Origin of the sequence: Nonomuraea sp. KM88, assembly GCF_052245635.1 — a bacterium.
Taxonomy (GTDB): domain Bacteria; phylum Actinomycetota; class Actinomycetes; order Streptosporangiales; family Streptosporangiaceae; genus Nonomuraea.
In genome coordinates this window covers 240,919-267,538 of record NZ_JBQQCC010000007.1, presented here as the reverse complement: position 1 = coordinate 267,538, position 26,620 = coordinate 240,919, and the positions used below count along the sequence as shown (strand labels likewise).

General features: G+C 72.1%; 23 protein-coding genes. 12 read left to right on the top strand and 11 right to left on the bottom strand.

Annotated features, from left to right (window positions below; all coding sequences use genetic code 11):
- Positions 1-92: 92 nt before the first annotated feature.
- From ACTWPV_RS22790 to ACTWPV_RS22750, 9 genes are read left to right on the top strand one after another with little or no spacing between them, the layout of a single operon-like run.
- Entirely contained in the window at positions 93-2,009 is a 1,917-nt protein-coding gene (locus tag ACTWPV_RS22790; RefSeq protein ID WP_443153302.1) for a glycoside hydrolase family 127 protein, read from the top strand.
- Positions 2,006-3,694, top strand: coding sequence for an ABC transporter substrate-binding protein (locus ACTWPV_RS22785; protein WP_443153301.1), 1,689 nt, complete (start codon positions 2,006-2,008; stop codon positions 3,692-3,694). Before ACTWPV_RS22790 ends, ACTWPV_RS22785 begins: the two co-directional genes overlap by 4 nt.
- Entirely contained in the window at positions 3,695-4,639 is a 945-nt protein-coding gene (locus ACTWPV_RS22780; RefSeq protein ID WP_443153300.1) for an ABC transporter permease, read from the top strand. It begins immediately after the preceding gene.
- The gene (locus ACTWPV_RS22775; protein ID WP_443153442.1) at positions 4,639-5,634 is read left to right on the top strand and encodes an ABC transporter permease; all 996 of its coding nucleotides are present in this window, start codon (positions 4,639-4,641) and stop codon (positions 5,632-5,634) included. Before ACTWPV_RS22780 ends, ACTWPV_RS22775 begins: the two co-directional genes overlap by 1 nt.
- Positions 5,631-6,440: an ABC transporter ATP-binding protein gene (locus ACTWPV_RS22770; RefSeq protein WP_443153299.1), complete on the top strand. Its 810-nt coding sequence runs from the start codon at positions 5,631-5,633 to the stop codon at positions 6,438-6,440. Before ACTWPV_RS22775 ends, ACTWPV_RS22770 begins: the two co-directional genes overlap by 4 nt.
- Positions 6,437-7,249, top strand: coding sequence for an ATP-binding cassette domain-containing protein (locus ACTWPV_RS22765; protein ID WP_443153298.1), 813 nt, complete (start codon positions 6,437-6,439; stop codon positions 7,247-7,249). The genes ACTWPV_RS22770 and ACTWPV_RS22765 overlap by 4 nt, the downstream gene beginning before the upstream one ends.
- Positions 7,246-8,568 carry an alpha/beta fold hydrolase gene (locus ACTWPV_RS22760; protein WP_443153297.1) on the top strand — a complete coding sequence of 441 codons (1,323 nt, stop codon included), beginning with the start codon at positions 7,246-7,248 and terminating at the stop codon, positions 8,566-8,568. The genes ACTWPV_RS22765 and ACTWPV_RS22760 overlap by 4 nt, the downstream gene beginning before the upstream one ends.
- Entirely contained in the window at positions 8,565-9,920 is a 1,356-nt protein-coding gene (locus tag ACTWPV_RS22755; protein WP_443153296.1) for an aminopeptidase P family protein, read from the top strand. Before ACTWPV_RS22760 ends, ACTWPV_RS22755 begins: the two co-directional genes overlap by 4 nt.
- A complete protein-coding gene (locus tag ACTWPV_RS22750; RefSeq protein ID WP_443153295.1) occupies positions 9,917-10,807 on the top strand; it encodes a dihydrodipicolinate synthase family protein in 891 nt (296 codons plus the stop codon). Before ACTWPV_RS22755 ends, ACTWPV_RS22750 begins: the two co-directional genes overlap by 4 nt.
- A 16-nt stretch (positions 10,808-10,823) precedes the next feature.
- Here the strand turns inward: ACTWPV_RS22750 and ACTWPV_RS22745 are convergent, their stop codons facing one another.
- Positions 10,824-12,896, bottom strand: a complete 2,073-nt coding sequence (locus tag ACTWPV_RS22745; protein ID WP_443153294.1) for an alpha-galactosidase — start codon at positions 12,894-12,896, stop codon at positions 10,824-10,826.
- A 235-nt stretch (positions 12,897-13,131) separates the two neighbouring features.
- Here ACTWPV_RS22745 and ACTWPV_RS22740 point away from each other — a divergent pair, with 235 nt between their 5' ends.
- Entirely contained in the window at positions 13,132-14,019 is an 888-nt protein-coding gene (locus ACTWPV_RS22740) for a siderophore-interacting protein (RefSeq protein ID WP_443153293.1), read from the top strand.
- Between the two features lie 126 nt (positions 14,020-14,145).
- On the opposite strand, the gene ACTWPV_RS22735 is transcribed toward ACTWPV_RS22740, so the two are convergent.
- Entirely contained in the window at positions 14,146-15,129 is a 984-nt protein-coding gene (locus tag ACTWPV_RS22735) for a hypothetical protein (protein WP_443153292.1), read from the bottom strand.
- A gap of 613 nt (positions 15,130-15,742) precedes the next feature.
- Between ACTWPV_RS22735 and ACTWPV_RS22730 the strand changes: the two genes are divergently transcribed.
- Complete coding sequence (locus ACTWPV_RS22730) at positions 15,743-16,069, top strand: STAS domain-containing protein (RefSeq protein WP_443153291.1); 327 nt, start codon at positions 15,743-15,745, stop codon at positions 16,067-16,069.
- 18 nt (positions 16,070-16,087) lie between these two features.
- Here ACTWPV_RS22730 and ACTWPV_RS22725 read toward each other — a convergent pair whose 3' ends face one another.
- Both ACTWPV_RS22725 and ACTWPV_RS22720 read right to left on the bottom strand, forming a co-directional pair.
- A complete protein-coding gene (locus tag ACTWPV_RS22725) occupies positions 16,088-16,666 on the bottom strand; it encodes a TetR/AcrR family transcriptional regulator (protein ID WP_443153290.1) in 579 nt (192 codons plus the stop codon).
- Positions 16,667-16,994: 328 nt separating this feature from the next.
- On the bottom strand, positions 16,995-18,662 hold the full coding sequence (locus ACTWPV_RS22720) for an ABC transporter ATP-binding protein (RefSeq protein WP_347644576.1): 1,668 nt from the start codon (positions 18,660-18,662) through the stop codon (positions 16,995-16,997).
- A 514-nt stretch (positions 18,663-19,176) separates the two neighbouring features.
- On the opposite strand from ACTWPV_RS22720, the gene ACTWPV_RS22715 reads away from it, so the two are divergent.
- A complete protein-coding gene (locus tag ACTWPV_RS22715; RefSeq protein WP_443153289.1) occupies positions 19,177-19,362 on the top strand; it encodes a hypothetical protein in 186 nt (61 codons plus the stop codon).
- Between the two features lie 89 nt (positions 19,363-19,451).
- Here ACTWPV_RS22715 and ACTWPV_RS22710 read toward each other — a convergent pair whose 3' ends face one another.
- The 7 genes from ACTWPV_RS22710 to ACTWPV_RS22680 form a co-directional block, all read right to left on the bottom strand.
- Entirely contained in the window at positions 19,452-22,187 is a 2,736-nt protein-coding gene (locus tag ACTWPV_RS22710; RefSeq protein ID WP_443153288.1) for a DEAD/DEAH box helicase, read from the bottom strand.
- Between the two features lie 98 nt (positions 22,188-22,285).
- Positions 22,286-23,173: a diacylglycerol/lipid kinase family protein gene (locus ACTWPV_RS22705; RefSeq protein ID WP_347644579.1), complete on the bottom strand. Its 888-nt coding sequence runs from the start codon at positions 23,171-23,173 to the stop codon at positions 22,286-22,288.
- Between the two features lie 16 nt (positions 23,174-23,189).
- Positions 23,190-24,089 (bottom strand): twin-arginine translocase subunit TatC, encoded by a 900-nt coding sequence (gene tatC / locus ACTWPV_RS22700; RefSeq protein WP_443153287.1) that lies wholly within the window; start codon positions 24,087-24,089, stop codon positions 23,190-23,192.
- 30 nt (positions 24,090-24,119) lie between these two features.
- The gene (tatA, locus tag ACTWPV_RS22695) at positions 24,120-24,443 is read right to left on the bottom strand and encodes a Sec-independent protein translocase subunit TatA (protein ID WP_347622109.1); all 324 of its coding nucleotides are present in this window, start codon (positions 24,441-24,443) and stop codon (positions 24,120-24,122) included.
- A 67-nt stretch (positions 24,444-24,510) separates the two neighbouring features.
- Entirely contained in the window at positions 24,511-24,666 is a 156-nt protein-coding gene (locus tag ACTWPV_RS22690) for a hypothetical protein (protein ID WP_347622110.1), read from the bottom strand.
- Positions 24,663-25,634 carry a helix-turn-helix transcriptional regulator gene (locus ACTWPV_RS22685; protein ID WP_443153286.1) on the bottom strand — a complete coding sequence of 324 codons (972 nt, stop codon included), beginning with the start codon at positions 25,632-25,634 and terminating at the stop codon, positions 24,663-24,665. The genes ACTWPV_RS22690 and ACTWPV_RS22685 overlap by 4 nt, the downstream gene beginning before the upstream one ends.
- Complete coding sequence (locus ACTWPV_RS22680) at positions 25,631-26,593, bottom strand: helix-turn-helix transcriptional regulator (RefSeq protein ID WP_347644583.1); 963 nt, start codon at positions 26,591-26,593, stop codon at positions 25,631-25,633. The genes ACTWPV_RS22685 and ACTWPV_RS22680 overlap by 4 nt, the downstream gene beginning before the upstream one ends.
- Positions 26,594-26,620: the final 27 nt, after the last annotated feature.

The following is a 26,620-nucleotide window of genomic DNA, read 5'->3' as shown; positions in this document are numbered from 1 at the left end:
TCTTCTTGTCACCAGTGCACTCCCGGCCCTTGGCAACAGACCATCCCGACATTTATCGTTCAGTGCAATGCCACACATTACTGGGATGGTTCATGACGTCTAAGCAGGTCAAGCCCCCGGCGGGCGCCGTGCGTACGGCCGCCGGAGCGGTACGGCCCGTCTCCGGGGTGCGCATGACCGGCGGTCTGCTCCACGACTGGCGGCGCCGGAACAGCACGGCCACGATCCCGCACACCATCGAGCAGCTCAGGGCGGTCGGCAACGTCGCCAACCTGAGCCGCCTTCTGGAGCCGGACCCCGCCCCCTACCGCGGCCGCTACCCGTTCCTCGACACCGATCTGTACAAGACCCTCGAAGGGCTCGCGTACGACCTGGGCGACGGCGTCGCCGCGGAGCCGGTGCGGGAGTTCTACGAGGAGGTCGTCGGCCTCCTGGAACGTGTCCAGGCCCCCGACGGCTACCTCAACTCCTTCTTCCAGGACCCGGCGGCGGCCAAGAAGCCGTGGGAGGACCCGGGCTGGGGACACGAGCTGTACAACCTGGGCCACCTGATCCAGGCCGCCGTCGCCGCGCACCGCCGGATGGGCGACGACCGGCTGCTGCGGGTGGCGGTGCGCTTCGCCGACCTGGTGGTCTCCCGGTTCGGCGAGGCGGGCGTCTGTGGGCACCCCGAGGTCGAGATGGCACTGGTCGAGCTGTACAGGGAGACGGGCGAGCGGGGCTATCTCACCCAGGCGGCGCGGTTCGTCGACCGCCGCGGCACGGGCGCGCTCAGGCACACCATCTTCCCCGGCGACTACTTCCAGGACCACCTGCCCTTCCGCGAGCTGCCGTCGGTGACCGGGCACGCGGTGCGCATGGGCTACCTGGCGGCCGGCGCGGCCGACGTTTTCCTGGAGACGGGCGACCCGTCGCTGGCCTGGGCGCTGGAGCGGCTGTGGGACGACATGGTCGCGACCAAGCTGTACATCACGGGCGGGCTGGGCAGCCGGCACTCCGACGAGGCGATCGGCGACCGCTACGAGCTGCCCTCGGAACGGGCCTACAGCGAGACCTGCGCGGCCATCGCCGTCATGCAGTGGGCCTGGCGGATGTTCCTGGCCACGGGCGGCGCGAAGTACGTGGACGTGTTCGAGCGCGTGCTCCACAACGCCTACGCCGTGGGGCTGTCGGCGGAGGGCACGGCCTTCTTCTACGACAACCCGCTCCAGCGCCGCCCCGACCACGAGCAGCGCAGCGGCGCGGAATCCGGCGGCGAGCCGCTGCGGCGGGCCTGGTTCGGCTGCCCCTGCTGCCCGCCCAACATCGTGCGGTGGATGGCCCAGCTGGCCGACTACGTGGCGGCCGAGCGGGACGGCGCCGTGCTGGTCGCCGCCTACACCACCGCCAGGATCGAGGCCTCGGAGCTGGGCCTGGCCATGGAGACCGGCTACCCGTGGGACGGCGACGTGCGCCTCACCGTCGAGCGGGCGCCGCGCGAGCCGTACGAGCTGGTGCTGCGCGTTCCCGGCTGGGCCAGGGACGTGACCGTCACCGTCAACGGCGAGCCGCCGGAGGCCGCCGCCCGCGACGGATGGATCACCCTGCGGCGCGCGTGGTCAGCGGGCGACGAGGTACGGCTGAGCCTGCCCATGCCGGTCAGGGTGCACGGCTCCCACCCCTACCTCGACGCCACCAGGGGCGCGGTCGCCCTGGCCCGCGGCCCGCTCGTCTACTGCGTGGAGCAGCAGGACAGCCCCGTGCCCGTCGATGACCTGGTGCTCGGCGTCGCCGACATTGTTAACGCGAACATCGAGCGGCGGGACGGGACCGTCGTCCTCCGCGTGGCGGCCGGCGCCGCTCCCCTGCCCTCCGCCGAGCTCTACCCCGAGCTGCCGCTGGAGGAGACGTCCCCGCGAGTGAAGGTCACCGCGACCTTCACCCCCTACTTCCTGTGGGGCAACCGCGGCCCCCAAGCCATGCGGGTCTGGGTCAGGACCCCCGCGACCAACGGAAAGAAGGCGACATGAGGAGATCGGCGGCGCTCGCGAGCGTGACCATGACCGTCGTGCTGGCGCTGACCGCGTGCGGAGGGGGTAGCGGCGCGGCTCCCGGCCCCGGCACGGCGGCGGCCGGGCCGGCCGCGGAACCCGCGACGGGCGGCACGGTGCACGTCCTGGCCAAGGCGGACTTCTCCCACCTTGACCCGGTGCGCGGCTTCGACGGCGGCGTCAACAACTTTTACCGGCTCATCTACCGGGGGCTGACGATGTTCGGCGCGGGTCCGGGCGCCGAGGGCACGAAGATCGTGCCCGACCTGGCCACGGACACGGGCACGCCGTCCGACGGCGCCAAGACCTGGACGTTCACGCTCAAGGACAACCTGTTCTTCGAGGACGGCACGCCGATCACGAGCGAGGCAGTGAAGTTCGGCTTCTCACGAACGTTCGACCCGGAGGCCGGGATCGGCTCACCGTACGGGAAACTGCTGCTCGACGCGCCGAAGGACTACCAGGGCCCGTACCTCGACGGCGACCTGGACACCATCGAGACGCCCGACGACAAGACGGTCGTCTTCCATCTGAAGAAGCCCTTCGCCGACTTCCCGAGCGCGCTGGCGCTCGCCAACTTCACGCCCTTCCCCAAGGGCACGGGGGCGGGCGCGGCGTTCGACACCAAGCCGATCGCGAGCGGTCCGTACAAGGTGGCGAGCTACCAGCGCGGCTCCTCACTGAAGCTGGTGCGCAACCCGCAGTGGAAGCCCGAGACGGACAGCGTGCGGGCGGCCAAGCCGGACGCCTTCGAGTGGACGTTCGGCCTGGACCCGGCCACGATCGACGAGCGCATGCTGGCCGGGCAGGGCGCCGACGCCGACGCCATCGGCGAGTCGATCCAGGCGGCGACCGTGGCGCGGGTGCAGCAGCCGCAGATCAAGCAGCGCACCCTGTCCGGGCTCAACGGCTGCACCACGTACATGAGCCTGAACACCACCAAGAAGCCCCTGGACGACGTGCGGGTGCGGCAGGCGATCAACCACGCGATCAACAAGGACACCGTCGTCGCTGGGATGGGCGGCAGCGCCCTGGCCGCCAAGGGCACCTCGATCCAGCCGCCCACGGTCGCGGGCCGGGTGGACTACGACCCGTACCCGTACAACGTCGCGCAGGCCACGAAGCTGCTGGCCGAGGCGGGCCTGGCGGACGGGTTCTCCCTGACGCTCGACACCCGCCCGGACCCGAAGATGGCGGCGGTGGCGGTGGCGATCCAGGACGCCCTCAAGCAGGTGAAGATCAACGTCAAGATCAACAACATCGACACCTCGACGTTCTACGAGGTCATCGGCACGCCGGCGCAGCAGCACGACGCCGCCGTCACCGGCTGGTGCCCCGACTGGGCCTCCGGCGCGACGTTCCTGCCGCCGCTGTTCGACGGCCGCAACATCACCACCAAGGGCAACGCGAACCTGGCCCAGATCGACGACAAGGCGATCAACGAGCGGATCGACGAGATCGCCGCGATGACCGCCGTCGATGAGGCCAACGCCGCCTACGGCGAGCTGGACAAGGAGATCATGAAGCAGGCGCCGATCGTGCCGCTGGCCTACGAGAAGCTCATCCTCGTCGTCGGCTCGAACATCGCGGGCGCCTACCAGTCCAGCTCGTTCTCCGGCGGCATCGACCTCATCTCCGTCGGCCTGACCAAGCCGACCACGTAGATGACCGTCGCAGCTCACTCACAGCAGGTGGCGGGCGCGCCCGCCACCCCGCCCACCACCTCGGGACGGCGGGTCGCGGGCGCGCTGCTGCACGACAGGGCGGCCGTGCTCAGCAGCGCGTTCCTGGCGCTGATCGTGCTGATGGCGATCTGCGCGCCGCTGATCAGCCTGATCATCGGGCACGGCCCGAACGACTTCGACACCGCCGCGGTCGACACCGACCTGGGCGGCGTCCCGCACGGGCCGCTGGGCGGGATCAGCGCCGAACACCCGCTCGGCGTCGAGCCGCAGAACGGCCGCGACATCCTCGCCCGCATCGCGTACGGCGCCCGCGTGTCCCTGCTGATCGCGCTCGCCGCCACCGCGCTCACGACCCTGCTCGGCGTGGTGCTGGGCCTGCTGGCCGGGTTCTACCAGGGCTGGGCGGACCAGGTGATCTGCCGGGTCATGGACTTCCTGATGGCCTTCCCCGCGCTCATCTTCATGATCGCGATCCTGTCGTCGCTGCCGCAGGGCAACCGGCCGGTGCTGCTGGTCGTGGTGATCAGCGTGTTCGGCTGGCCGTACCTGGCGCGGGTGGTGCGCGGGCAGACGATGACGCTGGTGAACCGGGAGTTCGTGGAGGCCGCGCGGGCCTCGGGCGCCTCCACGGGGTCGCTGGTGTTCAAGGAGATCCTGCCCAACCTGCGCAGCTCGCTGATCGTCATGACCACGCTGGCGGTGCCCGGCTACGTCGGCACCGAGGCGGGCCTGTCGTTCCTGGGCGTCGGTGTCACGCCGCCCACGCCGTCGTGGGGGCAGATGATCGCGAGCTCCGTCGGCTGGTACGCCGTCGACCCGATGTACTTCGCCATCCCCGGCACGTTCCTGTTCCTCACCGTGCTGTCGCTGACCGTGCTCGGCGACCGGCTGCGGGCCGCGTTCGACTCCGGGGAGGCCGCGTGATGGCGCGTTACCTGGCCGGGCGGGCCGCCGGGGTGGTGCTGATCCTCTTCCTGGTGTGCCTGTTCACGTTCGTCATCTTCTTCACGCTCTCCCCCGACCCGGCGGTGATGATCTGCGGGAAGACGTGCACGCCGGAGCGCATCGACCAGATCCGCGACGTCCTGGGCCTCGACGAGCCCTTCCTGGCGCAGTTCTTCGGCTTCCTCATCGGGATCCTCGCCGGGCGCGACTACGGCGAGGGCGCGAACCTCGTGCACTGCGCCGCGCCCTGCCTGGGCTACAGCTTCCAGACCAACCAGTCCGTGTGGGACATGGTCGTCGAGCGCCTGCCGGTCAGCGCGACCGTGGCGATCGGCGCGGCGGTGTTGTGGTTGCTCCTCGGCGTCGTCGCGGGCCTGCTCAGCGCGGTCAAGGAGGGCACCTGGTGGGACCGCGCCGCGATGGGCCTGGCACTGGGCGGCTCCAGCATCCCCAACTACGTGCTGGCGCTGGCCCTGCAGTACGTGCTGGTGGTGCAGCTGCAGGTGCTGCCGTTCCCGCAGGCGGTGCCGTTCGCCGACGACCCGGCGCTCTGGTTCCAGTCGTACCTGATGCCGTGGCTCGTGCTGGCCACCGGCTACGCCTGCCTGTACGCGCGGCTCACCCGCGCGAACGTGATCGACACCCTGGCCGAGAACTTCATGCGCACGGCCAGGTCGAAAGGGCTCAGCCCGGCGCTGACCATGCGCAGGCACGCGCTGCGGCCGGCGCTGACGCCGATCGCCACGATCTTCGGCATGGACTTCGCGGCGCTGCTGGGCGGCGCGCTGATCACCGAGACGGTGTTCGGGCTGAACGGCGTCGGCAAGATGGCCGCCGACTCCATCGCCAAGAACGACCAGCCGGTGATCATGGCGGTGACGCTGCTGGCGGCGTTCTTCGTGGTGATCGGCAACGTGGTGGTGGACGTCGTCTACACGAGGCTGGACCCGAGAGTGAGGATCACGGCGAGATGAGCGAGCTGCTGGTCGTAGAGGACCTCACCGTCACCTTCCCCACCACGCGCGGCCCCGTCGACGTGGTGAAGGACGTCTCCTTCACCGTCGGCAGGGACGAGACCGTCGGCATCGTCGGCGAGTCGGGCTCCGGCAAGTCGATGACCAGCCTGGCGATCATGGGCCTGCTGCCCAAGGGCGCCACGACCCGCGGCAGCATCCGGCTGGACGGCGCCGAGGTGCTCGGCGCCTCCGCCAGGGAGCTGCGGCGGCTGCGCGGCGACCGGATGTCGATGATCTTCCAGGATCCGCTGTCGTCGCTGAACCCGTACTACACGGTCGGCCTGCAGATCGAGGAGCTCTACCGCGCGCACCGCGGCGGCTCGCGCGCGGCGGCACGCGAGGTCGTCACCGCCGCGCTGCGCCAGGTGGGGCTGCCCGACCCCGAGCGGCGGGCGCGCCACTACCCGCACCAGTTCTCCGGCGGGCAGCGGCAGCGCATCATGATCGCGATGGCGCTGGTGTGCTCGCCCTCGCTGCTGATCGCCGACGAGCCGACCACGGCCCTGGACGTGACCGTGCAGGCGCAGATCCTGCGCCTGCTGACCGAGCTGCGCGGGCAGAGCGGCATGGGCGTGGTGTTCATCACGCACGACCTGGCCGTGATCAGCTCGATCGCCACCCGCGTGCTGGTGATGCGGCGCGGCGAGCAGGTCGAGTACGGCACCGCGGAACAGGTCTTCGCCGAGCCCCGCCACGACTACACCCGGATGTTGCTGGACAGCATCCCCCGTATCGACGACCCCCTCGACGAGGTGAGCGCATGACGCTGCTGCGCGCGAAGGACCTGACCAAACGCTTCGTCGCCCGCGGCCCGCTCGGCGCGAAGGCCGGGTTCACGGCCGTCGACCGGGTGAGCTTCGACGTACGGCTGGGCGAGACGCTGGCCGTGGTGGGCGAGTCGGGCAGCGGCAAGTCGACGACCGCCAGGATGATCGCCAAGCTGCTGGAGCCGAGCGAGGGCACGCTGGAGTTCGAGGGCGAGGACGTCACCCACGCCAAGGGGGCGGCGCTGGCCCGCTTCCGCGGCAACGTCCAGGTCGTCTTCCAGGACCCGTTCTCCTCGCTGAACCCGCGGCACACGGTGGAGCGCATCCTCATGGCGCCGCTGGTCTACCAGGGCATCGCGCCCAACGGCAGCCGCCGGGCGCACGCCAAGGAGCTGATGGAACGCGTCGGTCTCAACCCGGACCACTCGCTGCGCTACCCGGCGCAGTTCTCCGGCGGGCAGGCGCAGCGCATCGGCATCGCCCGCGCGCTGGCCGTCAACCCCAAGCTGGTGATCTGCGACGAGGCCGTGTCGGCGCTGGACGTGTCCGTGCAGGCACAGGTGATCGAGCTGCTGCGGCGGCTCCAGCGCGAGAGCGGCTTCAGCTACGTGTTCATCACCCACGACCTGGCCGTGGTGCGGCAGATCGCGCAGCGCGTCGCCGTGATGAGCGAGGGCAGGATCGTCGAGCTGGGGACGACCGGCACGGTGTTCGACGACCCCCAGGACGAGTACACGCGCACGCTGCTGGCGGCCATCCCGCGCATCGACCCGGAGTGGGAGCGCCGCAGGAGGGAGAAAGCTTGATCAGCGCGACTTACACGATCCCCGGGATGCGGATGCGCGACCACGTCGTGGAGGTGCCGCTCGACTGGTCGGCCCCGGATGCCACGATCACCGTGTTCGCCCGCGAGGTGGTGGACCCGGCGCGCGACGGCGAGGACCTGCCGTGCCTGCTCTACCTGCAGGGCGGCCCCGGAGGCAAGGGGCCGCGCCCCACCGGCACGTCGGGCTGGCTCGGGCAGGCGCTGGAGACGTACCGCGTGATCCTGCTCGACCAGCGGGGCACGGGCCGCAGCTCGCGCGTCGACGGGCGCGTGATGAGCGCGCTCAGCCCGCGGGAGGGAGCCGACCACCTGGCCCGCTTCCGCGCGGACTCGATCGTGGCCGACGCCGAGCACCTGCGCACGACCGTGTTCGGCGGGCGGCGCTGGTCGACGCTGGGGCAGAGCTACGGCGGCTTCCTCACCCTCACCTACCTCTCGCGCGCGCCCGGCGGGCTGAGCGCCTGCTACGTGGCGGGCGGGCTGCCCTCGCTCGACCCCGACGCCGCGGAGGTCTACCGGCGCACCTATCCCCGGGTGGCGGCCAAGAACGACGCCTTCTACCGCCGTTACCCGCACCACGTGGAGACCACCGGCCGGCTGGCCGACCGGCTGGCCGCCGGCGACGTGCTCCTGCCCGACGGCGACACCCTCACCGTGCGGCGGCTGCAGTCGCTCGGCATCGACTTCGGCATGAAGCCGGGCTACGAGCGCATGCACTGGCTGCTCGACGAGGTGCTCGACGAGGTGCCCGACGAGCTGCCCGACAAGGCCCTGCCCGGTGGGCGCGGCGACCTGCCGGAGACGTTCCTGCACCAGGTGCTGGCCCGCTCCTCCTACGCCGACAACCCGCTGTTCGCGGCGTTGCAGGAGAGCATCTACGGCTCGGGGCCCGGCGCGACCGCGTGGGCGGCCGAGCGGGAGCGCGCCCGGCATCCCGCCTTCGCCGAGGACGCCAGGCCGCTGCTGTTCACCGGCGAGATGATCTACCCCTGGATGTTCGGGGAGATCCGCGCGCTGCGCCCCTTCGGCCCGGCCGTCGAACTGCTCGCCGAGCGCGCCGCGTGGCCGCCGCTGTACGACCTCGACCGGCTGGCCGCCAACGAGGTGCCGGTGGCCGCCGCCGTCTACTTCGACGACATGTACGTCGACGCCGGCCTGCAACTGGACACCGCCGCCCGGGTCGGCAACACCCAGGCGTGGGTCACCAACGAGTACGAGCACGACGGCATCGGCGACGACCGGGTCTTCACCCGGCTGACCGGGCTCGTCCGCGACCTAGGAGGAGGAATCACCCCGTGACCGACGACCGGTTGCCCAAGCTGGCGGAGATCCCCGCGTTCGCCGCGTACATCGCCGAGGGCTGGGACTCCCCCGCGTGCACACCTCCGGTGGAGCCCGGCGCGGCCGAGGCCGCCGCGGCCCACCGGACCAGGCTCGCCGCCGCGCTGCCCGGCACGACCGCCGTCGTGGCGGCCGGCCGGGCTCCGGTGCGCAGCAACGACACCGCCTACGACTTCCGGGTGGACAGCGACTTCTACTGGCTCACCGGCTGCGCGGTGGAGAACGCCGTGGCCGTCGTCGCGGGCGGGGAGGCCACGCTCTACCTGCCCGCACCCGCCCGCCCCGGCGACCAGGGCTTCTACGCCGACGCCGCCCACGGCGAGCTGTGGGTCGGCCCCTCGCCGTCCCTGGCCGAGTGGGCCGGGGCGCTCGGGGTGGGGGTGCGGCCGCTGCCGGAGTTCGCCGGGCCGCCGGGCGGCGCGCTGCTCGCGGGACCCGGCTGGGCGGAACCGTCCGAGGAGCTCGGGCGGGTGCTGGCCGAGCTGCGCATGATCAAGGACGGGTGGGAGACCGCCCGGCTCCGCGAGGCGGTCGACCGTACCGTGGAGGGCTTCGCCGCGGTGCTCGCCGAGATCCCGGCCGCGGTCGCGGGCGGCGGCGAGCGCTGGTTGCAGGGCACCTTCGACCGCTACGCCAGGACGCACGGCAACGGCCCCGGCTACGCCACCATCGTCGGCGGCGGCGCGCACGCCCCCACGCTGCACTGGGTGCGCTGCGACGGCCCCGTCGTGCCCGGCGAGCTGCTGCTGCTCGACATGGGCGTGGAGGTGCGCGGCCACTACACCGCCGACGTCACCCGCACCTTCCCCGTCTCCGGCGCCTTCTCCGCCGCCCAGCGGCAGGTGCACGACCTGGTCGAGCGGGCGCACCGGGCGGGGCTGGCGCAGGTGGCGCCGGGCCGCCGCTTCACCGACTTCCACCACGCGGCCATGGAGGTCATCGCGCGCGGGCTGCACGACTGGGGGCTGCTGCCGGTCTCGGTGGACGAGGCGCTGTCCGAGCGCGGCCAGCACCACCGCCGCTACCTGGTCTGCGGCATCGGCCACCACCTGGGCCTCGACGTGCACGACTGCGCACGATCCCGCCCCGAGGCGTACCACGGCGCGGAGATGGCGCCGGGGATGGTGCTCACCGTCGAGCCCGGACTGTACTTCCACGCCCACGACCGCACGCTCCCCCCGGAGCTGCGCGGGATCGGCGTGCGGATCGAGGACGACCTGCTGGTCACGGCGGGCGGCGCGGAGAACCTCTCCGCCGCCCTGCCCATCGACGCGAGCGGGCTGGAGAACTGGAGCAAGGAGAGATCATGAACGCCCCCGTCTGGCACGGCGTGCACGTCGCGACCGCGCTGCCCTTCAACGACGACCTGTCCGTCGACTACGACGGTTACGCCGAGCACGTGCGGTTCCTGGCCGAGGGCGGCTGCGACGGCGTCTGCCCCAACGGCTCGCTCGGCGAGTACCAGACGCTCACGGCCGAGGAGCGTGCCCGCGTGGTGCGCACCGCCATCGAGGCCGCCCCCGACGGCTTCCACGTCATGCCCGGCGTGGCCGCCTACGGCGCGGCCGAGGCGCGGCGCTGGGCCGAGCAGGCGGCCGAGGCGGGCGCCGGGTCCGTGCTGCTGCTGCCGCCGAACGCCTACCGCGCCGACCGGCAGGCCGTGGTCGGCCACTACCGGGAGGTCGCCAAGGCGGGGCTGCCGGTCGTGGCCTACAACAACCCGCTGGACACGAAGGTGGACCTCACTCCCGACCTGCTGGCCGAGCTGCACCAGGAAGGGCTGATCGTCGCCGTCAAGGAGTTCACCGGCGACGTGCGCAGGGCGTACGAGCTGGCCGAACTGGCGCCCGGGCTCGACCTGCTCATCGGGTCGGACGACGTGCTGCTGGAGCTGGGCATCGCCGGGGCGGTCGGCTGGATCGCCGGCTACCCCAACATGATCCCGCGCTCCACGGTCGAGCTCTATCGTCTGGCCACCTCCGGCGACCTGGACAAGGCGCTGCCCATCTACCGCGACCTGCACCCGCTGCTGCGCTGGGACTCCAAGACGGAGTTCGTGCAGTCCATCAAGCTGTCGATGGACCTGGCGGGGCGCAAGGGCGGCGTCTGCCGCCCGCCGCGCACCGCGCTCCCCTCCGAGCTGGCTGCCCGGATCACCCACGACACGCGGCAGGTGCTGGCGAAGGGCTACCGCTAGGCCTTCGCCAGCGCCTCTAGGCCCGCTCCACCTCGATGAGCAGCGCCGACGCCGGCCGCAGCGTCGGCGCCGGCAGCCCCAGCTCGCCGAGCACCGAGCCCGGCAGCCGCACCGGGGCGGCGGTCCACCCGGGCAGCCCTGCCCCCTCGGGAAGCGGCCCGGCCACCCGCACGTCGTAGGTGGCCGCGGAGTCGAGGCCGGGCAGCCGCAGCGGGCCGGGCCCGGTGGTGAGCCGGGTGGTGAGCTGCACGAACGCGAACACCCCGCGCCCGGGCGTCACCACGCCGTGCAGCAGCGCCGACGGGTCGGGGTGGTCGGCCCGCACCACCCGGCCCGCGTGCAGCACCGGGCGCAGCCGCTTGTGCAGGGCGATCCACGTGGCCAGCTCCTGGAGCTCGGCCTCGCTCGCCGAGGTCAGGTCCCACTCGACGCCCATGTGCCCGAACAGCGCGGTGGCGGCCCGGAAGGCCAGCGGCAGCCGGCGGCCGGAGCCGTGGTCCTTCGGCGCGCCGACGTGGCAGCCCAGCCGCTCCGGCGGCACCAGCAGCCCGGTCCAGCGCTGGATGGCCTGCCGGTCGAGCGCGTCGTTGCTGTCGGAGGTCCACACCCGGTCGGTGCGGGCCAGGATGCCGTAGTCGACGCGCGCGCCGCCGGACGAGCACGACTCGATCTCCAGCCCCGGATGGCGGCGGCGCAGCTCGTCGATCAGCCGGTAGGCGGCCTCGGTCTGCGCGTGCACGCCCGGCGCTCCGTCGTGCACGGGCTCGGCGATGTCGCGGTTGTGGTCCCACTTGATGTAGTCGAGCGCGTACTCGCCGACCAGGGTGTCCAGCCGCTCCAGCAGGTACGCGTACGCCTGCGGCCTGGCGACGTCGAGGACCTGCTGGTTACGCTGCGGCGGCGGCAGGCGTTCGGCCTGGCCGAGGATCCAGTCGGGATGCTCGCGGGCCAGGTCGGAGTCGGGGTTGACCATCTCGGGCTCGAACCAGAGCCCGAACTGCATGCCGAGTTTGCGCACCCGGTCGGCCAGCGGGTGCAGGCCGTCCGGCCACACGCCCTCGTCGACGTACCAGTCGCCGAGCCCGGCCCGGTCGTCGCGGCGGTGGCGGAACCAGCCGTCGTCGAGCACGAACCGCTCGATCCCGGCCGCCGCGGCCCGCTCGGCCAGTTCGAGCAGCCGGTCGAGGCCGTGGTCGAAGTAGGTGGCCTCCCAGTTGTTGAGGGTGACGGGCCGCACCTGCAGCGGGCCCTGCGCGCGCAGGTGGTCGTGCAGCCGTCCGCTCGCCTCGTCGAGCCCGCCGCCCGACCAGGTGAAGAACACCCGGGGCGTGCGGTAGCTCTCCCCCTGCGCCAGCACGACCTCGCCGGGCTCGAGCAGCTCGCCCGCGGCCAGCAGCGCCGGGCCCTCGGGCAGGCGCTCGGCGTGGTGCAGGTGGTTGCCGCTCCAGCCCGCGTGCACCCCCCACACCTCGCCGGAACGGAAGCCGAACCCTTCGGTCCCGGCCATCAGCAGGCCGGTGCCGTCGTGCCCGGTGCGGCCCCGCCGGCTCTCCCTCGACCACACGCCGAACCCGAACGCCCGGCGCTGCGGCGCCTTCTCCATCGCCCAACGGCCGGTGAAGTCGAGCAGCTCCCCCGCCCGCGGCGGCACCGGCAGCGAGCAGGTCAGCCCCTCCAGCCGGTAGGGGGAGGCGGCGGTGTTGGTCACCGTGTGCCGCATCGTCACCAGACCGTGGGCGTCCATGGCCAGCTCGCTCTCCAGCGCGAGCCCGGCCCTGGCGTCGGAGGCCGCGACGGTCACCGTGCCGCCCGCTCCGGGGGTTGCCGTCACGTCGAGCCGGTCGAGGCTCCAGCGGACCGGCCAGTGCTCGCCGCCCCGGCCACCCGACAGGCCCGGCCTGCCGTACCAGCCGTCTCCCTGGGCGGGCAGCAGCGGCGGCGCGGGAGTCAGGGACGCCAGCACCGGCTCCAGCGCGGATCCGGCGACCGGCCCCAGGCCGGCGCCGAAGTGGAGCACCCGTGGCAGACCTGGACCGGAGCCGTCGAGCACCAGGGCGACGCCCGCGGCGGAAAGGATGTGGGGGGACACGTCGGCCTCCTCGGCTCGGGGGCAGGCGCGGGCCGGCGCCTTGAGGTTTCAGCGGTATGACGCTACCGGACGGCCTTTCGCCGCACCGCGACCGAGGCGCCTGGCGCGGGAGTAGCACGTCTTTCGCCATATACGGAAATATCCGGCGACCTTGCATCCACCTCCCCCGGCTGGCCATACCGCTTCCGATCCGTTAGGTTAGGCTCACCTAATTAAGATCGGAGAGTGCGCGGGGATGACCGAGCCGTATCGCATGTTCGACGTACGGGTGGACCGGCTCGAGCGGTTGAGCCCGTCCTTCCTCCGGGTCACCTTCAAGGGTGAGAACCTGCGCGTGTTCGCCGACAACGGCTACGACCAGCGGCTCAAGCTCATCCTGCCGCTGCCGGGGCACGGCCTGGCGCACCTGCCGACCGGCCCCGACTGGTACATGCGCTGGCGGGAGCTCGACGACGACAAGCGCAACCCGATGCGCACGTACACCGCCAGGCTGGTGCGCCCCGAGGCCGGCGAGGTCGACGTGGACGTGGTCATGCACCCCGACGGCGGCCCCGTCGCGCGGTGGGCGGAGAAGGTGCGCCCCGGCGACGTCGCGGCGCTCTTCGGCCCCGACGCGCGCTACGAGGGCACGCACGGAGGCCTGGAGTTCCGCCCGCCGACCGGCACCGGCTGCGTGCTGCTGGCCGGGGACGAGACCGCGGTGCCGGCGATCTGCGGCGTGCTGGAGCGGCTGCCCGCCGAGCTGGCGGGCGAGGTGCTGATGGAGGTACCGGGAGAGGACGACTTCCTGCCGGTCGAGACGGCCGCCTCCGTCAAGGTGACCTGGCTGGCCAGGAACGGAGGTGAGCGCGGCGCGGACCTCGTCCCCGCCGTACGGGCCGCCGCCGGGCGCCTGCTGCCCCCGCTGCCCGTGCCCGACACCTTCGACGACGTCGACGTGGACGCCGAGGAGCTGTGGGAGGTGCCGCAGGAGGCGCCGCCGTACGGGCCGCTGTACGCCTGGCTGGCCGGCGAGGCGTCCGTCATCAGGACCCTGCGCCGGCACCTGGTCGCCGAACGCGGCATGGACCGGCGCGCGGTGGCCTTCATGGGCTACTGGCGCCAGGGCCGCGCCGAGAACTGACGGCACACCGTCCCGCCTCGTGCGACGCGCCCCGGCGCCGCGCGCCGCGAAGGCCCGGCCCGCGCCCTCTGCCGCGGGCCCGCACGGCGGAGGGCGCCGGTGTCGGCGAAGCCCGTACGGGCCGGATCAGCGCAGCCCGGGCGAGCCCGTGCCGGCGAGCACGATGCGCAGGTCGTCCGGTGAGGGCGGCCGGGTCCAGGTCAGCCCGGGCCCGCCAGAGGCGATCAGGCGCGGCAGGACCTCGCGCAGCAGCGCCTCGGGGGTGGCGTCCGGCTGCTTGCCGCGAGCCTCCCGGTAGCGGTCGAGCACCCGGGCCAGATCCAGCATCATCGTGTTGACGCGCCCTCCCGGCGCGGGCGAAGCGCCCAGCGGTGGAGCGTCCGGCACGGCCGGAGCGTGCTGTCCGAGCGGAGCGTCCGCCACAGGCGGAGGGTCCGAGACAGGCGGAGGATCCGACACAGGCGGGGGATGCTGCCCGAGCGGAGCGTCCGACCCGAGCGGTGCGTCCGAGACGGCGTCCGTGCGGTCCTTGACCGCCGTCGTGGCCGGCCCGGCCGTCGCGGGCACCGGCCTGCCGTTGACGGGCGCCGGTTCCCCGGCCTGCGCGGCGGACGGCTCGCCGAGCACGGCCACCTGGAGCGCCCCCACCGTCTCGTCAGCCGACCGGCTCACGACGCCCGCGGCCCGCTCGCCGCACACGATGTCACGCACCGCCTCGGTGAAGCGCGCCCGGTCCATGCCGTCGACCTCACCGCTCAGCCAGCCGGGGCGCAGGTGCAGCACTCCAGGCCGCTCGGCTCCCGCCAGCCGGTCCATCAGCGCCGCCACCGTCTCCTGCGGGTCGTGCAGTGCGGCGTCCCCCCGGGCCGCGAACACGTCGGCGAGCAGGTGCAGCGAGATGAGCCGCGGCGGGTCGTACGTCGTGAGCACTCCCTGCTCGCCGGCGACGGCCAGGCGGTTGCCCGCGTCGTTGTAGGCCCGCAGGCCTTCCATGAACGCCGCCTGGGCCTCCGGCGTGAGCCGGAGCTCCCAGCCCCGCTTCCGCTCCACCTCGAACTGACCGGCGGCATCGCCACCGACGGTGTCCCTGCGGAGCCACCAGATCACCATGCCCACGACGATGGCGGCCGGCACTGCGATTGCGATCCACACTGTTCTGTACTTTCCCTCGTATCTTACCGAGGAGCAGCGTAGTGTGACCTTGCCTGTCAAATCATACAATTTCCCTAAATTTCGTCTGGTCGCCTCCGGCATGAGAACAGCACCCGGGTGGTCGGCGCCGTTCCACGGCGACAGGCCTCCGCGCGACACCGTTCGCCCCGCTCCCGCCCGTGGTCCGGCGAGCTCGCCCGCGCGGCCCCCGCCACGGCCCGCACGTCGTCGGGCCGTGCGGGCCGTGGCGGGCCGTGGCGGGGGCCGCCTGCCACCGTCCCGGCGCGCTGAGCTGCCCGGCGACCCGCGGGACTTCGCCGGTCATCCTTCTCGGGGCCAAACGACGCTGAAGGGCAGGGAATCTTGCATCTGGTAACCGGAATTGTTTTCCTCGGGATTTCTCTTTTCCCCCGAAACCCCGCAAGTCCCCTGAACAAGCGGCGCCGGACCTGTACACTCCACCAGAAACACGCACGAAACTACGTGTAACACGAATACAGCATCCGGCGTGTACGGCAAGGGCGGGGTTCGCGCCACCTACGGGACGATTCCAGCCCTGGAGAGAACGCGGATGGACCCACTGCACCTGACCACCAGCCGCCACGACGGCACGGTGACCGTCAGCGTCTCCGGCGAGCTCGACATCGCCACCGCCGAGGTGCTCCGCGGGCGGCTGGCCCGGCTGCTGCGGGAGGCCGGTGCCCGCAACGGCGCGTTCAGCCTGGTCGTCGAGGTGAGCGGCCTGTCCTTCATCGACGCGGCCGGGCTCGGCGCCCTCGTCTCCGCCCGGAATCAGGCCATGAGCCAGGACACCCCGCTGCGCGTCACGGGCGCACCGCCCCCCATGAGACGGCTCCTGCGCATCACCGGCCTGGACGCGCACCTCACATCACCTTGACGTGCCCCGGCCAAGAGGTCAGCCGGGGGGCCGCATGCCGTCGCAGACCACCTCCGCCATCCGCACCGTGCCGTGCCTGGACCGCGCCCTCCGCTCGGCGACCAGGCATCCTCTCAGCAGGTCGGCCACGTCCTGGCCGGTCAGGCCCGGGCGTACCGCGCCGACCCGCTGGGCCCTGGCCAGCAGACGGTCGATCGCGGCGGCGAAGTCGTCCTCCAGCGTGGAACCCGGCCGTAAGGCCGGCCGGTGGCCTCCTCCCAGCATGTCGCAGAGCGCCTGGTTGGCCGCGGCCTCATCGACGACCTTCGCGAACCAGCCGAAGAACGCCCTGCCCGGGTCTTCGGAGGTGGCCAGCCCGCGCGCGTCGGCCAGGAACCTCTCGATCCGCCCCAGCAGCACCGCCTCGAACAGCGCCTCCTCGGTGGGGAAGTGCCGGTAGACGGTGCCGACCCCGAATCCGGCCCGCCGGGCGATCTCGTCGAAGGAGATCGTCAGCCCGTCTCCGGCCAGGGCCTCCCGCGCGATCTGCAGCACCCGCTCCCGGTGGCGCCGGGCGTCGGCGCGCAGCGGCCGGGCCGAGCTGTGGTCGTCGCCCATCAGACCCGGCGTGAGGACTGCCGCGCGACCCCGCGGGGACGCCGTCTCCCTGGCGGAGTTCCTGTGCTCGCGACGGGCCGGGCCCGGGTGTCGCCGGTCTCGGCATGGGGACGCGAGAAGCCGCTCCCACCAGGCACTGGAGGAGTCACGAGGGGAACCTGCCTTCGACGCGGGGAGAGTCTCTCCACGCGGTCGGGCGCGAGCGGAGAGAGTTCGCGATTCTAGCGGGCGGCCGCTCCGGCGGCGAGCCGGGCCCGGAACCACGACACCCGCCCCGTAGGGCGGGTGTCGCGGGCCGGGGCAACCATCCGGCGGGTCAGAGAGGTGGTCAGCAACGCACCGGGGAGCGGGTGCCGCGGGCGCCGACGCGCTTGAGCCGGATGCGCTCCGGCGCTCGCACCGGCTCCAGCTCCACCCTGCGCGCGCCTTCCGGCACGTGCCGCGGGTCGTGCGTGATCATCAGCGTCGTACGCCCTGCCATGAGCCGCCGCAGCGGCTGCATGATCTGCGCGGCCGTCGCGGCGTCCAGCCCGGTCATGGGCTCGTCCAGCACCAGCACGGGCGCGTCGCGCAGGATGGCCCTGGCGATCGCGATCCGCTGCCGCTGCCCGCCGGACAGGAGCCGTCCCCGCTGCCCCACCGGCGTGTCGTAGCCCTGGGGCAGCACCTTGACGAAGTCGTGCACGCCCGCTGCCTCGGCGGCCCTGATGACCTCGTCGAGCGAGGCGCCGGGCCGCCCGTAGGCGATGTTGTCGCGGACCGACCCCGAGAACATCAGCGTCTCCTGGTGCAGGATCGTGACGTTCTCGCGCAGCGACCGGCGCGTCAGGCCCCGGATGTCGGCGCCGTCCAGCAGGATGCGTCCGGCGTCCGGGTCGTAGAAGCGCAGCAGCAGCTTGGCCAGCGTCGACTTGCCCGATCCGCTGGGCCCGGCGATGACGACGACGTCGCCCGGCTCGGCGGTGAACGACACGTCCCGCAGGACCGGCCGCCCTCGTCCCGGGTAGGCGAAGCCCACCCGCTCGAACGCGATCCGCCCGCTGCTCCTGCCCGCGGGCACGGCGTCGGGAGCGTCGGTGACGGTGGCCCCGGTCCGCAGGATCTCGATGACCCGGTCGGACCCGGCCGCCGCCTCGGACACCGTCAGGGCCAGCTCTCCCAGCCCCTGCACGGCCGGGTACAGCATGGCCAGGTAGGCGGCGAAGGCGAGCAGGCCGCCGATGGTCAGCCGGCCGGCGGCGATCTCCCACGCGCCGAACCCGAGGATGACGATCAGGCAGACGGTCTCGATGACCTGCACGGCGGGGCCGTACAGGCCGGACAGCCAGGCCTGCGTCATGTTGGCGCGCAGCCAGTTGCGGCCCTCCCCGTGCAGGCGCCGCGACTCCGCGCCCTGCCGGTTGTACGCCTGCACGAGCGGCTGGTTGGCCAGCCCCTCCTCCAGGACGCTGTTCATGACGCCGTTGCTCTGGCGCTCGCGCGCCGCGGCGATCCTGAACTTGGCGGCGAACACCTTGGAGACCACCAGGAACGCCGGGATCAGGGCCATCGTGATCAGCGCGAGGTCCCACCGGATGAAGAAGGCGGCTCCCGCGAAGAAGATCACACTGGCGACCGTGGTGACGGCTTTGACCACACCCGATCCGACGAGTTCCTCGATGGCCTCGACGTCGTCGGTCAGGCGTGCCATCAGGTCGCCCAGCCGCCGCTTCTCCGAGAACTCCGGCGCGAGCGTCTGCAGGTGGGCGTAGACCCGGTCGCGCAACTTCAGCAGGAACCGTTCGGCGCCGAGCGCGGTGATGTACGTCCCGCCGAAGGACGCCGCACCCGCGATCGCGGCGAGGCCGAGCCAGGTGAATGCCGGAGTCCAGAAGGCCCCGAGTTCTTTGGTGGTGAGCACTTCATCGGTGATGTGACCGAACAGGCGGATCGCGGCGACCTCGCAGAGCGCGGCGACGATGGCGAGGACGACACCGGCCGCGAATAGGCGGCGCAATCCGCGAGTGTCCGGCCAGAACTGGCGGAATGTCCGGCGAATGGAAATCGCCGGAGCGAGCTCTCGGCCGGAGACAGAGAATGAGAGCCGGCGGCTCAGCCGCCGGCTCTCAGCGGGGCGGTTTACCACCCCCAGCCCCACCAGCGGCGACGACGGCATCCGCCGCACCAGCGGCGACGACGCCGCCTACGGCATCCCCATCCGAGCTGGTGGCCGACCTGTGTGAACTGCGTGCTAGCCATGATTCCTCCCCCGTTGGCTAACTTGCACAAAACGGACACTAGCACCCGAATTGCGATATAGCACGGCATATTCGCCATTTAAAAGAGACTTGACCGGAGAATCCCGGCGAGAACGGCACTTCGCATCGCCGTTAAATCTCATGTAAACGGGATAATGTCCTAGGAGAAGTCAGGCGAACGTCAATGATGCTTCTGAGAACTGGTTCCAAGGAACAGGGGCGCCGATACTTTGGTTCGATGATCCGGCCGCCTCGACCTGCGATCGTCGAGGCATGGCAATCCTCGGTGTGCTCCTCATGATCCAGGGCTTCGGCGGCCTCATCGCCGACTTGGTCTTCGACCGTCACTTCGGCCTGCTGCACCTGGTGCTCGACGGCGCCGCGCTGACGGCCGCCAGCGTCGTCGCCGGCCTGCTCGGCCTGGCACTGACCGTGTTCGGCGGCCGCGCCGGGAAATAGCCCGAAGAGGCAGCCCGGGGATCCAGCGCTGCGGAGTACTCCCTAACGCCCGCGCGCGGCTCGTACGGGGCTCGCGCGCGGGCGGGTGCTCAGGTGAGCGAGGAGTAGGCCACCACGCCGCGCCGCATGGCGTCCATGGCCTTGACCGACGTCTGCTTGATCTTGCTGCCCTGCGGCGCGGCGCTCCCCAGCTGGCCGAGCAGGTCCATCAGCTGCTTGACCCACCGTACGAAGTCGCCGGCGGCCAGTTCGTTGCCGTTGACGCCCTCCAGGAGCACCGCGTCGAGGCTGTGCCCCTTGGCCCAGCGGAACGCCGCCCACGCGAAGCCCATGTCGGGCTCCCTGATCGTGGACAGCCCGTGGTCGGACTCGATGGCCTCCAGCTCGCCCCACAACCGCGTCATCGAGGTCAGGGCGTCCTGGGCCCGTCCCGCGGGGATCTTGGGCCTGCGGGCGTCGTCGGCCGCCCGCGACTCGAACACGAGGGCCGACACGCACGCCGCCAGCTCGCTCGGGTCGAGCTCCTCCCACAACCCCATCCGCAGGCATTCGGCGGTGAGGAGGTCGAGCTCGGTGTAGATGCGGCCCAGCCGGCGGCCCTCGTCGGTGACGGCCTCGCCGTCGAGGTAGCCCAGCTGTTCCAGCACCGTGCAGATGCGGTCGAACGTGCGGGAGATGACGTGGGAGCGGCCTTCGACCCGGCGGCGCAAGCCTTCGGTCTCGCGCAGCAGCTTGTGGTAGCGCTCGGCCCAGCGCGCGTGGTCTTCGCGCTCGTCGCAGCCGTGGCAGGGGTGTTGCCGGATGCGCCGGCGCAGCTCGTTGACCTCGTCGTCCTCCACCGCGTGGTCGCGGACCCTGGGCGGCTTGCCCAGATCGCGGTCGCCGATCTTGGCCAGCAGCGTGGAGACCAGGTTGGCGCGCTCCTTGGGCGAGCGCCCGTTGAAGTTCTTCGGGATGCGCAGCTTCTCCAGCGGCTCGACCGGCACGGGGAAGTCGGCCGGGTCGAGCTTCTTGACCTGCTTGCCGATGGTCAGCACCAGCGGGCTGGGCCCGGTGCCGGCGGCGCGGCCGCGCGGGTTGCGGCCGGGGTCGAGCACGATCGCCAGGCCCGCCCGGCGCCCGCCGGGCACCCGGATCACGTCGCCCGGCTGCAGCGCCTCCAGCGACCGCACGGCGGCGGCGCGGCGGGCGGCGCCGCGCTGCCGTGACAGCTCGGCCTCGCGGTCGGACAGGCGGCGGCGCAGCGCGGCGTATTCGGGGAAGTCGCCCAGGTGGCACGTCATGGCCTCCTGGTAGCCCTCCAGCGCCTCCTCGTGCTTGCGCAGCTGCTTGGCCAGCCCCACGACCGCCCGGTCGGCCTGGAACTGCGCGAACGACTCCTCCAGCAGCGCGCGGGCACGCTCTCTGCCGAACTGGCCGACGAGGTTGACCGCCATGTTGTAGGAGGGCTGGAAGCTGGAGCGCAGGGGGTAGGTGCGGGTGCCGGCCAGGCCCGCCACCGACAGCGGGTCCATGCCGGGCTGCCACAACACCACGGCGTGGCCCTCGACGTCGATGCCGCGACGCCCGGCCCGACCGGTGAGCTGGGTGTATTCGCCGGGGGTGAGGTCGGCGTGGGTCTCGCCGTTCCACTTGTCGAGCTTTTCGATCACCACGCTGCGGGCCGGCATGTTGATGCCCAGGGCCAGCGTCTCGGTGGCGAACACGGCCTTGACGAGCCCGCGCGTGAACAGCTCCTCCACGACCTCCTTGAAGGCCGGCAGCATGCCCGCGTGGTGCGCGGCCAGGCCCCGCTCCAGGCAGTCGCGCCACTCGAGGTAGCCGAGCACCGCGAGATCCTCGTCGGGCAGGTGGGCGGTGCGCTCGTCGACGAGCTGCCTGATCTCGTGCCGCTCGCGCTCGGTGGTGAGCCGGATGCCGGCGTGCAGGCACTGCTGCACGGCCGCGTCGCAGCCGGCGCGGGAGAAGATGAACGTGATCGCCGGCAGCAGCCCCTCGGCGTCGAGCTTCTCGATCACCTGCACCCGGTCGGGCGGGCGGGAGCGCTGCGGCCTGCCGTAGCCGCGCCTGCCCCGGCCCGCGGTCAGCCGCTCGGCGTCGCGCGTCACCCGCATCAGCGTGGGGTTGATGCGGGGCGTCAGGTCGTCGCTGACGAACATGTCGTAGACGCGGTTGCCGACCATCATGTGCTGCCACAGCGGCACCGGGCGGTGCTCGTCGACGATCACCGTGGTGTCGCCGCGCACCTCTCCCAGCCACTCGCCGAACTCCTCGGCGTTGCTGACGGTCGCCGACAGCGCCACCAGCCGGACCGACTCGGGCAGGTGGATGATGACCTCTTCCCACACCGCGCCGCGGAAGCGGTCGGCGAGGTAGTGGACCTCGTCCATCACGGCGAACCCGAGCCCGGCCAGCGTCGCCGAGCCAGCGTAGAGCATGTTGCGCAGCACCTCGGTGGTCATGACCACGATGGGCGCCTCGCCGTTGACGCTGTTGTCGCCGGTCAGCAGGCCCACCTTGGCGGTGCCGTAGCGCTTGACCAGGTCGTTGTACTTCTGGTTGGACAGCGCCTTGATGGGGGTGGTGTAGAAGCACTTGAGGCCCTGCTCCAGCGCCAGGTGGACGGCGAACTCGCCGACGACCGTCTTGCCCGACCCCGTGGGGGCCGCCACCAGGACGCCGTCACCGGCCTCCAGAGCCCGGCAGGCGTCCAGCTGGAAGTCGTCCAGCGCGAAGTCGTAGAGGCCTCGGAACGATCTGAGAGCGGCCCCGTCGTCTCCGTGCTTCTGACGGAAGGCCGCATAGCGTTCCGCTGGCGTTGTCATACCGGCCAGCCTACCGAAATCGCCATTCCGGTCCGTCCCGCCGGGCTTGCGGGGCGGGCGCGCGGGCGCCCGGACCAGGCGCCTTTACTTTGTAGATTTCATACGAGAACGCGTAACGCCCCAGGCCGGACCTCGCAGTGCACCGGCACCGGCCCCACCCGTTCGCCGTCGGCGTAGGCGACGACGTCCGGCGCCTCCAGCCGCACGCTGCGCACCCGCCGGATCGACACGGCACGATGAGCCACGTGCGTGCCCCGGTAGACGCTGGGGAAGACCCGCAGGAACTCGGCCTTCGGCACGGCTTCCAGCATCACCACGTCCAGCAGCCCGTCGTCGGGGCTGGCGTCCGGCGACACCCGCATCCCCGCGCCGTACGAACGCGTGTTGGCGACGGCCACCAGCATGGCCTCCCGCTCGATCACCTCGTCCTCGTCGAGCGTGACGCGGAACGGGATGGGCCGGAAAGACCGCAGCTCGTCCACCATCGCCACGACGTATCGCAGCATCCCCGGCGGCCAGGTGAGCCGGTTGGCGCGCTCGTTGACCCGCGAGTCGAACCCGCAGCACATCACCCCGGCGAACAGCTCGTCCGCCGGCCCTGCCACGACGCGGGCGGCGTCGACGCGCCGCGCTCTCATCCGCAGCACGGTCCTGGCGGCGGCGACGGGGTTGCCGCACGGCACTCCGAGCGCCGCCGCGATGTCGTTGCCGGTGCCGGCGGGGATGATGCCGAGCGGCACGTCCGTGCCGGCCACGGCCTGCACGGCGAGGTGCACCAGGCCGTCGCCGCCGAAGGCCACGAGCGCGTCCGGGCGCTCGGCGACGGCGGTGCAGGCACGGTCGAGGGCGTCGCCGGCGTCGTCGCCGACGATCACCGACAGCTCGGCCCCGCCGGCGCGCAGGCGGCGCGCCACCGGCTCCAGCAGGCGCAGGGTGCGGCCACCGCGCGCGGCGGGGTTGACGAGCAGGGCGAGTTGAGGGGACACGCCCGGAACTTATCGCCTATCGCCCGGAACCGGAATCCTCTTCGGCGCGGGGGGTGTCGGGACCGTCGTCGAGCGGCGTGTCGTCCGCCTCCAGCGGTGAGGCCTCGTCGTCGGACAGGTGCCCGAACTCGCTCGCCGGGTTGCGCTTCTCCCGCAGGTACATGAACAGCTCGGCCGCCGCGAACAGCACGATCATCGGCGCGGCCAGCGCCATCATGGTGATGGGGTCGCCGCCGGGCGTGACGACGGCGCCGAACACGAACATCAGGAAGATGACCAGCCGCCGGTGCTTGGCCACCGCCTCGTGGGACAGCACCCCGATGATGTTGAGGAACACCAGCAGCAGCGGCAGCTCGAACGACACCCCGAAGATCAGCAACATGATCAGGACGTAGTCGAGGTATTCGTCGATCGCGATGGTGGCGACCGAGCCGTCGACCGAGAAGCCCAGCAGGAAGCCGAGCGCGGTGTCCATGATGAAGTAGGAGAGCCCCGCGCCCAGCGCGAACAGCGGGATGGCCAGCGCCAGGAACAGCACCGTGTAACGCTTCTCGGTGCGGTAGAGGGCCGGGGTGACGAACGCCCAGATCTGGTAGAGCCAGGCCGGCGACGACAGCACCAGGCCGACCATCAGCGAGACCTTCAACGTCAGGAAGAACGACGAGAAGATGCCGTTGTAGGTCAGGCTGCACTCGCCCGTGAGCTGACGCGACTGGGCGGTCGAGCAGTAGGGCTCCTTGAGCACCGCCCACACCGGGTCGAAGACGATCCACCCGATGATCAGGCCCACCACGACGGCGGCGAGCGCGATGAGCAGCCGGTTGCGCAGCTCGCGCAGGTGCTCCATGAGCGGCATCCGGCCTTCGGGATCGGCCTCAGGCTTGGGCTTGGGCCCCGACCGTTTCAGCAGCGCCATCACCAGTCCAGGGAGTGAGGAGGAGAGAGGTCAGGGGCGCTTGTCGGCCTGGGCGCTCGCACGCAGCTTGGCGGCCTGCTCCTCGAGCCGGCGGGCCTGCTCCTCGGCCGACGGCTCCGGCGCGGGGGCCGCGGCCTGAAGCTGCTGCGGCGCGGCCGGCTGCTGCTGGGCCTCGGGCTGTGCCTGCACGACGGTCGGCTTGTCGTCGTCGTCATCGTTCATCTTGCTGGTCTCGGCCTTGAAGATGCGCAGGGACCGTCCGACGCCACGGGCGAGGTCCGGCAGCTTCTTGGCGCCGAAGAGCAGGACCAAGGCCACCAGGATCAGGATGATCTCCGGAGCTCCCAAGTTCATGTGACGTCCTTCATGGTTAACGAGTGCTGTCCTTCACGACCGATCGTACGCTGCCGGGGCCGCTGCCTCATCCCTTGGCGTCCTGTTTATCCCTGAATTGCTCATGAACCTGAGCGATCTCCCTGTTCAGGTCACGTGCGGCGGCCACGACCCGGGCGCCCGCGACCCCGAGCACGGCCAGCCCGGCCAGGCACAGCCCGGCGGCCAGGAGAATCCACGTCATGACCGGTGAGCGTACAACGCCAGGGCCCGCTCGGCCTCCTGGCGCACGGCCTCGGCCATCGCGGGCGGCGCGACGACCCTGCCGGTGTCGCCGAGGCGCAGCGCCAGCTTGAGGATCCAGTCCTGGTCGCGGGCGCGCAGCGCCACCCGCAGCCGCCCCTCGCCCAGCTCGGTGACCTGCTCGCACGGGTAGTACTCGGCGATCCACCGGCCGGCGGCGCTGACCTCCAGCTCGACCAGCTCGTCGGTGGGCGAGGGCCGGAAGACCCCCTGGGCGAGGTCGATGGGCTCGGCCTCGGCGGGCGGGTCGGCGGGCACGTCGAGGAGGTCGACGCCGAGCATCCGGTCGAGCCGGAACAGCCGCATCGCCTCGGCGCGGTAGCACCAGCACTCCAGGTAGGCGCGGCCGTCGACGACCACGATCCGCATCGGGTCGACCTCGCGCGGCGTCACCTCGTCGCGGCCCGGCACGTAGTAGCGCAGCGACAGCCTGCGTCCCTTGGTGAGGCCCTCGCGCACGCGCGGCAGGGCGTCGGGGGCGGCCTCGACGTCGACGGCGACCTGGCTGCTGACGGTGGCCGCGCCCTCGCCGGCCGCCTGCTCCAGCTTGGCCATCACGCGGGGCAGCGCGTCTCCCGCGCCCTGCACGTCGGCCAGTTGCGGAGTCGCGGCCAGCATGCGCAGCGCGACCAGCAGCGCGCTGGCCTCGTCGATGCCCAGCCGCAGCGGCCTGGCGATGGTGTCGGCGTTGTCGATGAGGATCTCGCCGCCGTCCCAGGACACGTCGATGAGGTCGCCGGGGGTGTGACCGGGCAGCCCGCACATCCACACGAGCTGCAGGTCGTCGATGAGCTGCTTCTCGCTCAGCCCGAACATCGCGGCCACCTCGCCGACCTGCGCCCCGGGGTGGGACATCAAGTACGGCACCAGCGACAGCAGTCGCGGCAGCCGGTCGGCGGACCCGCTCATGCGAGCGCCCCTTTCAGTCGGCGGATGACGGCCTCGCGGGCGTCGGGGGGCTCGACGACCTCGACGTCGCCGCCGAGGCTGGCCATCCACCCGGCCAGCCGCTCGGGGTCGGAGAAGGTCAGCTCGGCGTCGTCCCACCCGTCCGCGCCGGTGTGCACGGCCCTGGCCAGCTGGCGAACCCCCTCGCACGTCCCCTGGCGCACGCGGACCACCGCGACCCGCTCGTCCGTCGCCTCGTCGGGGTAGCCGACCATGGACCGCACGTCGACGCCTTCCGGCACCTCGACCGCGCCCGGCTTGCCGACCGCCGCGACCTGCCCGGTGATGCGGCTGAGGCGGAAGGCGCGCGGGGCGTCCCTGCCGCGGTCGAACCCGGCGAGATACCAGCGGCCGCGCCTGCTGACCACGCCCCACGGCTCCACGGTGCGGGTGCGGACCTCCTCGCTGCCGGCGCCGCGGTAGTCGAAGCGCACCACCCGCCGGTCGCGTACGGCGTTCCACAACGCGGGGAAGGCGGGGTCGCGGGTGTCGACGCGCAGTTCCAGCGCTCCCCCGCCCATCGCCGCGCCGACGGGCTGGTCGGTGGCGACGCCGCCGGCGCGCAGCTTCAGCAGCGCCCCCGAGGCGGCCTCGGCCAGGCTGGCGCGCTGCCACACCTGGGCGGCCAGCCCCAGCACGGCGGCCTCGTCGGGTTCCAGGGTGATCTCGGGCAGCTCGTACGACTGCCGCTCGATCCGGTAGCCGGGCTCGTCCTCCCACGGGTCGCGCACCACGTCGATGGGGATGCCGAGCTCGCGCAGCTCGTTCTTGTCGCGCTCGAACATGCGCTGGAACGCCTCGTCGCCGTCGCGGTCGTAGCCGGGGACGGCGTGGCGGATCTGCTCGGCCGACAGCGGGCGCCGGGTGGCGAGCAGGCAGATCACCAGATTGAGCAACCGTTCTGTCTTCCGGCGCGACATCTGCCTCACTCCTCCTTCAATCGACGC